This is a genomic window from Rothia sp. HMSC069C01, from assembly GCF_001814655.1.
GTDB classification, from domain to species: Bacteria; Actinomycetota; Actinomycetes; order Actinomycetales; family Micrococcaceae; genus Rothia; species Rothia dentocariosa.
Map to the genome: position 1 here is coordinate 63,975 of NZ_KV817383.1, position 6,628 is coordinate 70,602.

The following is a 6,628-nucleotide window of genomic DNA, read 5'->3' on the forward strand; positions in this document are numbered from 1 at the left end:
GTTCAAAGACGTTTTGCGCGTGTCCAGCCGAGACTGCTGTTCCCGCCGATTACCGGAAAGTATTGTTCTCAAAGCGCTTCTCGGGGTTTATTTTTATGCTGTTCGTTCAGTATGACAAGAGTTACGATTCGACGAAGTCGCGCACTATATCCACAAACCGTTCGGGGCTCTCTTTCTGAACCCAATGCTTATGATGCTCAAAAATTTCGACCCGTGTATTCGGCATAGAAGCGGCTGCCTGCTTCACATCACCGACTTTGACGCCGGGGTCCTTATCCCCTTGAATAAATAGGGTTGGCACCTTGATCTGTGGCAGAAGCGGTATTAGGTGCCCGACCGGAGGTTCTCCCCACAGCTCACTGATCTGAAATGATTGAAAAACTCGTGCCGCATCTTTCGAATGGGCGGCAGTTTGCACCTCATCCAGAATTTCGGGGGTAATTTTCTCGCGATTTCCAATCAGTGACCCGGCAATAATATTCTTTGCCAGCCACCTGTTCTGCAAGGTTTTATATGCCGCCTGATTGAGCGGCAAACGCACCAGCAACCGTCCCATGAGTGAATACGGTGAAGCGGACACACCCCAAGGTGCCACCAGCACCAGCTTGCCAATATAGTTCGGATACCGCAGCGCATATTGCAAAGCAATGGCGCCGCCCATTGAAAGGCCACACAAGGTAACATTTTGAGCGTTCAAAGTATCAAGGAAGGCTTTGAGGAAGCCCGTGTAGAAACTCAGCGAGTACTCTAATTCGGGTTTATCGCTGTTGCCGTACCCTGGCAGATCCAGAGCAACTAAAGGCTGAGATCCGGTCCAGGTCTGCATGATCGTTTTCCAGGAGAGCATGGCGTGATCCACCCCGCCACCATGAAGGAGCACGATAGGCGTGCCTTCACCCTCCGTACTGTAGTACGCGGTTTTAATGCCCTCAAGATCGAGAAAATGGGTTGAGATACGATTCATGCATATCACCGTCTTTCATGAGAGCCCACCGCTATTAAGTCTATCCTGTAAAAGGCACACATACGATAGTGACTCCCTGAACCATTCAGGGTTTCGGTTGGGCAGGATGTATGTCCGCATAGCCAGCCATACACAGTTTTTGGTAGGTGTTGGGTTATACCCAGCGCCGTACCTGCTGGCGGTAATGCCGGTATTCTGTACCGAACTTCTGGGTGAGAATCCGCTCTTCGGGAATAATCTGGAAACGCGTTATCCAGGCGACGAAAAGCACCACCCCGAGCACAGCCTGCACCTGCCACAGCCACACCGCCCACCCGGTAAGGATACAGGCCATACCCAAGTACATGGGGTTGCGGCTTAAACGATATATTCCGGAGGAGACAATGTTTACGGTGCGTTCGGGGGCGAACGGGTTCACTGTGGTGCGGGCACGTCTGAATGACAGCACCCCCGCCGCGTCTACCGTTAGGCCGAGTACAACCAGTGCAAGGGCGGGAACCAGCAGCAGCGGTGGTCTGCCTGTCAGCGGCGGCATCCCGCAGATGAGCCACATCAGTGAGGCGCACAGTGCCCCTATAAGTGGCGGCGGAACTTTATGTTCAAGGGCTGCAGCTAGTCTTTTCATGGGGAACAGTTATTTATTTCGGTCAAGAAGCGGGGTTTATGCGGTAAGCGGCGGCGCTAACACTGCCTCTACTGCCGCGAGCGCGTGAATGGTGGTGCTGTCAAAGACCGGCAGCGGGGTCTTGTCTTCATCCACTGCCAGGCAGAGTTCGGTGCACCCCAGAATCACGCCTTGAGCGCCCTGCTCCTTCAGCCCTGTAATGACCTGCTGAAGATACTGCACGGCTTCAGGCTCCACACGCCCCAGGCACAGCTGCTCAAAGATGATGCGGCTAGTCTCTGCCTGTTCCGGTTCGGTTGGTACGATCGTCTGGATTCCTTGCGCCGCCATGCGCTTGGTGTAGAACCCGTCGCTCATGGTGAAGGTTGTGCCCAGCAGCCCCACCCTCTGCAGCCCCTGCCTTTGGATGGCGGTGGCGGTGGCGTCAACTACGTGCAGTAGCGGTACGGTGGTGGCGCGCTCTATCGCGGGGGCAACCTTGTGCATGGTGTTCGTGGCCACCAGCAGCAGCTGCGCACCCGCACCCTCAAGTTTTGTGGCGCTTGCCGCCAGTAGAGCCCCGGCGGCTTCCCAGTCACCGCTTTTTTGCAGACGCACGACTTCCTCAAAATCTACACTGTGCATCACAATGTCGGCGCTGTGGTTGCCTCCGAGGCGGCGGTTGACTTCACGGTTAATGATTCGGTAATACAGGGCGGTGCTCTCAGGGCTCATGCCGCCGATAATGCCTAGGGTTTTCACGGTGCACGCTCCTTTTATTTCTTGTCTTCTGGCGGGTACTTCCCCTCATTGTAGGGTGAGCTCCGTAACCCCGTCTACAGAGAAGGTTTTGCATTCAAAATGCATATAGAATGTGCAAGACACTTATGAATAGAAAAGCGGCATCCCACCATATACGGGGCGGCAAATCGGAGATCTTAAGGTTGCTCTGAGGAAGGAGCATTCCACACCGTTATGCGCTCCGCCTCATGCCGTAAAGTGCGATGTCCTTCTCGTGTTCCGGAGCCTACAGCAATCATCATAATGTCAAGATATCGGCTTGGCAGGCGCAGCATCTCACGCAATTCTGCACGCTGATATCCCGTCATAGGTACCGTATTCCACCCGGCTTCCTGCGCCGCCAACATAAAAGTCATCGCCCAGAGCCCGCAGTCTAAACCTAAAAATTTCTGTATTTCCTGCTCGCTACGCGGCTCATAAAATTCAATAGCGGCTTGGGTCAGAGCCTCACAGATTTCTTGGGAGAAGCATCCAGCAATATATTCTTCATGATGTATTCGACTCAAATTATCCGCATAGTATGCTTGCCGATCACCCAGCAGAATCAACACGGCCGATGCAGTCATAATCTGCTGCTGGTTATACGCAATAGGCAACAGCTTTTCGCGTAAATGCTGCTCGGTTACGATCACAACCCGCCACGGCTGCGAATTATTACTGCTGGGAGCCTGGTTAGCAAGATCAATAAGACGGTATATTTCCTCGTGGCTTATCAGGCAGGCCGGGTCAAAATATCGAGTAGAGCGACGGTCACGTATAAGGTCTTGCAAAGTCATGGGTAACATTTTCTCTTCGGGTTATTACAAAATTCAGTATAATGTACAAAAATGCATTAAAACATAACTTACTTATAGGTTCTATACATACTTTTAGGTAAGTTTTAAGTATTTACGTTAGGTTTTTAATGAAAAAAATTTCTGCAATAGAGATGGCAATGAATCTGGTGGGAGGCAAATATAAATGCATCATTCTCTACCATCTGAGCGGTGGGGCAAAACGCACCCGCGATCTGCTTCTGCTACTTGAAGGGATCAGTTCAAAAGTGCTGACTGAGCAGCTCCGTCAGCTCGAAGAAGATGGGCTCATCGAACGCACTGTATATGCGGAAGTACCGCCAAGAGTGGAATACACACTAAGCGCGGAAGGGCAAACATTTCTACCGGTGCTACAACTCATGTGTGATTGGGGATAGGAATACGATTCTAGGCATCAAGGTATTGTGAAACCTTGTACATCACGCATAACTGAGTAAAAATGTAGATATTCATATAGCTAAAAATCTTCGTCACACTTTTCGATCAAAAAATGCCTTTATGTGAATAATGCGTTAGAAAATGTTTTATTCACATAAAGGCACTTTTTAGCGCTTACCTGGGGGCTAAACAGCTATGCGCGTATTCACGCACCGCCGAACAGCAGAGCGCTACTGCATGATCAGACCGCCATCTACTGTATACGAGCTACCCGTCACATAGCTGGCCTCATCAGAGAGCAGGAATAGCGCCACTGCGGCGGCTTCACGCGCATCGCCCACACGTTTGAGGAGCACGGCTTCGGCAAGCCGTTCCTCGAATTGGGCGCGCATCTCATCGGGAAGAACCGACCTCAGGTTGCTCGTAATCGGCCCGGGAACCAGGCTATTCACCCGAATATTGCGCGGTGCAAGCTCGGAGGCCCACCCGCGCGCCGCCGCCAGAATAGCAGCTTTTGTTGCGGCATAGGCAGAGACTATAGGCGCTCCCTCATAAGCCGCCGTCGAAGACGTCACCAACACCGACCCGCCGTCTTTCACATACGGAGAAAGCGCGCCCATTTGGATCATCGGTGCCACCACATTCACCTTAAATATCTGATCGAGAGTCGCCTGGTCCATCTCTTCCAAAGGACCTCCGGCTGCGTATGCGGCGTTGAGCCACACACCATCCAACGCACCGGCACGCTCCACCACAGGCATGATGCGCTCCAGAGTGTTGCCATCCGAAACATCATCCAGAACGGCGGTAGCATGATCGCCCAGCTCGGCTGCTGCAGCCTGCACATGACTTTCGGTACGACCCGTAAAGATAACGTGCGCGCCCTCTTCGATCAGGCGTTTTGCGCCCGCCAAACCAATACCGCTGCTCGCGCCAGTAACCAGAATGGTCTTGTTTTCAAAGCGTTTCATGGGTTTCCTCCTCGTTCTTTATGTTTACTCGATGACTAAATCCACGAAGTACTTGGGAATACAACGCTCTTTTTAACACTACAGTTCCAGCGCAGAATTACCTAGAGTTTTGCTTAGAAGAACCGAGTGGTCAGCGTACATCCGAAGCAGGTTTTCTCTGTGATACACAGCTCCGCGTCCCAGTACCGCTGGCTGAGCCGGTGCACACGGAGGCACATATCCTGCGGGCAATCCTTCCCTTTATTGAGAGCTACCTCTATACGCCCGGAACCGAAAGCGCGACGACCGTGTGTACTGCCGCACTGAGCGAGGGAAAGAACACCATGCCCCATTCTTTGCGTGTCCAACCGATGAAGGCATCGCCCGCCTGTATGACCGCAAAAGTCGCAAGAAGCAGGGCGACGGCACCGCCTCGAAAATAGAAGGGTGCAATAAGAACGGCTAATCCGACCGGTATGGCGCGCACAGCATACATGTATACGTAGAAACGAGTATTAGCGTCAACGGAAGAAGCGTGAACCATAAGCCCTGGGCGATACATTGCCAATACCGCACTGGCGATCGTTATGAGCGCAGAAATAGTATTTATAGTTAGCAAAACGGGATTCATATCTAAACCTCCGTCGGTAGCTTTTTGTATTTGTTTTATTCATTAAATTGTTCAGATAAAACATCGAGAACTTCAAGAGCGGCAATAACAGATTCATGCTGATATGACCCACTCCATTGTTCGACCTGTTGGCGCCAACGTTTTCGGATTTCCGCTAATTTCTGCTCGCCGTGTTCGGTCAAGGAATACCACGGGGAACGTTTATGCGCGGGATTTTCGACGGACATAACCAACCCTTCGTCCCGCAGGAGGTTGAGCTGCTTTTGCACACCCTGCCGGGTTATTCCCATACGTTCGGCGATTTGAGGAGAAGTACTCGGTTCTTTCACCATCGAGATTGCACCTAATACTTGCCAGCGCGCAGTCGTGAGACCACTTTCGGCGGCGAACCGGTCTCCCCATGCGGTGAGTGTTCCGTTCACACGGAAGATCTGCACCACGAGTTCACTCAGTAATGAAGCATCCATTTTTCCTCCAGCAGCAATTTTGACAACCAGTTTACGAATAATGACAACTGGTTGTCAATTACTGATGCGAGGACTCATTGAGACAGAACACCATAGAGGACGAATATGCATAATGGGGGTAGAAGTTTGGGGCGGAGGCGACTACCCCGTTCCCGAAGAAGATCTTTACTCCCGATTTACTAATACTTAGATGCCACTAATGAATAACCTTCAAAAATCCTTAGAAATATTTTTCTATTTAAATAAAATTCCTTTTTAGCATTAAATAAATTCAAAAATGTTTTTTGAGAATATTCAGGGAGCTTCCACTGAATACCCAGGCTATAAGCTTAGGGTGAAGCCATGACTACTAATAAAGACCTTCTAAAACCTGAGCATGGAACGATCCAAGCTCAAGATGCTCATGAGATAAAGAAAGAATCTGAGGCAGATTCAGCTGGGAATCGGAACTTGTTTCTTTCTATCTTTATAACTGTGCAGATTATTAGGCTAATGCTCGAAACCACGCTTCTCCAGGGCGTGATGATTTCCGCCCTTCCCAATGGTTCTGGTTATGTTGATTTTCGAGTACTTCTTCTTACGCTCATCCTTTTTTCGCCCTTTATCGTATATATTCTGCTGCAAACTGTGGCATGTATAAAGATGATTCGGGGAACCAAAACCGCATGGGTTTTGGGGACAAACATCTATAGTCTGCTCATCATTGCGCCCCTTGCTGCTTTTTATACATCGTTCGTTATAGAGGTGACGGCTTCAAATGTCGATATCCGACCATTACAGTGGATGCTAGGTGCCTGCGTTCTTGAAGCGATCATGAGTATCTTCACGATTATTGTAGTGAGTATATATAACTGGAAAAAGAAAAAACTATCCTCTCATAATAAAAATATGGATACTGATAAACACCCAATGCCAGATAATACTTTATCTGGTTTCAAGAATGCAATATACGAAACGGATGATTTAAAAACCCTGAAGAAGCACCATGAAGATCCGATTGTAGAAATTCCTTGGCAGC

Annotated in this window: 9 protein-coding genes; 2 read left to right on the forward strand and 7 right to left on the reverse strand. The window is 50.1% G+C overall.

Features of this window, described 5'->3' with window-relative positions; genetic code table 11:
- Window positions 1-121: 121 nt before the first annotated feature.
- The 4 genes from HMPREF2981_RS03275 to HMPREF2981_RS03290 form a co-directional block, all read right to left on the reverse strand.
- On the reverse strand, window positions 122-964 hold the full coding sequence (locus HMPREF2981_RS03275) for an alpha/beta fold hydrolase (RefSeq protein WP_037231111.1): 843 nt from the start codon (window positions 962-964) through the stop codon (window positions 122-124).
- 154 nt (window positions 965-1,118) lie between these two features.
- Window positions 1,119-1,589: a methyltransferase family protein gene (locus HMPREF2981_RS03280; RefSeq protein WP_004005209.1), complete on the reverse strand. Its 471-nt coding sequence runs from the start codon at window positions 1,587-1,589 to the stop codon at window positions 1,119-1,121.
- Window positions 1,590-1,625: 36 nt separating this feature from the next.
- Window positions 1,626-2,330, reverse strand: coding sequence for an aspartate/glutamate racemase family protein (locus HMPREF2981_RS03285; RefSeq protein WP_004005210.1), 705 nt, complete (start codon window positions 2,328-2,330; stop codon window positions 1,626-1,628).
- 176 nt (window positions 2,331-2,506) lie between these two features.
- Window positions 2,507-3,145, reverse strand: a complete 639-nt coding sequence (locus HMPREF2981_RS03290; RefSeq protein ID WP_070660791.1) for a nitroreductase family protein — start codon at window positions 3,143-3,145, stop codon at window positions 2,507-2,509.
- A gap of 128 nt (window positions 3,146-3,273) precedes the next feature.
- Between HMPREF2981_RS03290 and HMPREF2981_RS03295 the strand changes: the two genes are divergently transcribed.
- Entirely contained in the window at window positions 3,274-3,561 is a 288-nt protein-coding gene (locus HMPREF2981_RS03295) for a winged helix-turn-helix transcriptional regulator (protein ID WP_070660793.1), read from the forward strand.
- Window positions 3,562-3,792: 231 nt separating this feature from the next.
- Here HMPREF2981_RS03295 and HMPREF2981_RS03300 read toward each other — a convergent pair whose 3' ends face one another.
- The 3 genes from HMPREF2981_RS03300 to HMPREF2981_RS03310 all read right to left on the reverse strand — a co-directional run bounded on the left by HMPREF2981_RS03300 (window position 3,793) and on the right by HMPREF2981_RS03310 (window position 5,610).
- Window positions 3,793-4,533 (reverse strand): SDR family NAD(P)-dependent oxidoreductase, encoded by a 741-nt coding sequence (locus HMPREF2981_RS03300; RefSeq protein WP_070618513.1) that lies wholly within the window; start codon window positions 4,531-4,533, stop codon window positions 3,793-3,795.
- 256 nt (window positions 4,534-4,789) lie between these two features.
- Window positions 4,790-5,143: a hypothetical protein gene (locus HMPREF2981_RS03305; protein ID WP_070660796.1), complete on the reverse strand. Its 354-nt coding sequence runs from the start codon at window positions 5,141-5,143 to the stop codon at window positions 4,790-4,792.
- A gap of 35 nt (window positions 5,144-5,178) precedes the next feature.
- Window positions 5,179-5,610 (reverse strand): MarR family winged helix-turn-helix transcriptional regulator, encoded by a 432-nt coding sequence (locus tag HMPREF2981_RS03310; protein ID WP_070618507.1) that lies wholly within the window; start codon window positions 5,608-5,610, stop codon window positions 5,179-5,181.
- A gap of 342 nt (window positions 5,611-5,952) precedes the next feature.
- Here HMPREF2981_RS03310 and HMPREF2981_RS03315 point away from each other — a divergent pair.
- Window positions 5,953-6,628, forward strand: a 676-nt coding sequence (locus HMPREF2981_RS03315) for a hypothetical protein (protein ID WP_070660797.1), incomplete at its 3' end; no start/stop codon positions are given.

What these genes read in the sequence shown, in the direction of transcription:
- HMPREF2981_RS03275 (WP_037231111.1), bottom strand. Translation starts at nt 964, where the DNA reads ATGAATCGTATCTCAACCCATTTTCTCGATCTTGAGGGCATTAAAACC.
- HMPREF2981_RS03280 (WP_004005209.1), bottom strand. Translation starts at nt 1,589, where the DNA reads ATGAAAAGACTAGCTGCAGCCCTTGAACATAAAGTTCCGCCGCCACTT.
- HMPREF2981_RS03290 (WP_070660791.1), bottom strand. Translation starts at nt 3,145, where the DNA reads ATGACTTTGCAAGACCTTATACGTGACCGTCGCTCTACTCGATATTTT.
- HMPREF2981_RS03295 (WP_070660793.1), top strand. Translation starts at nt 3,274, where the DNA reads ATGAAAAAAATTTCTGCAATAGAGATGGCAATGAATCTGGTGGGAGGC.
- HMPREF2981_RS03300 (WP_070618513.1), bottom strand. Translation starts at nt 4,533, where the DNA reads ATGAAACGCTTTGAAAACAAGACCATTCTGGTTACTGGCGCGAGCAGC.
- HMPREF2981_RS03305 (WP_070660796.1), bottom strand. Translation starts at nt 5,143, where the DNA reads ATGAATCCCGTTTTGCTAACTATAAATACTATTTCTGCGCTCATAACG.
- HMPREF2981_RS03310 (WP_070618507.1), bottom strand. Translation starts at nt 5,610, where the DNA reads ATGGATGCTTCATTACTGAGTGAACTCGTGGTGCAGATCTTCCGTGTG.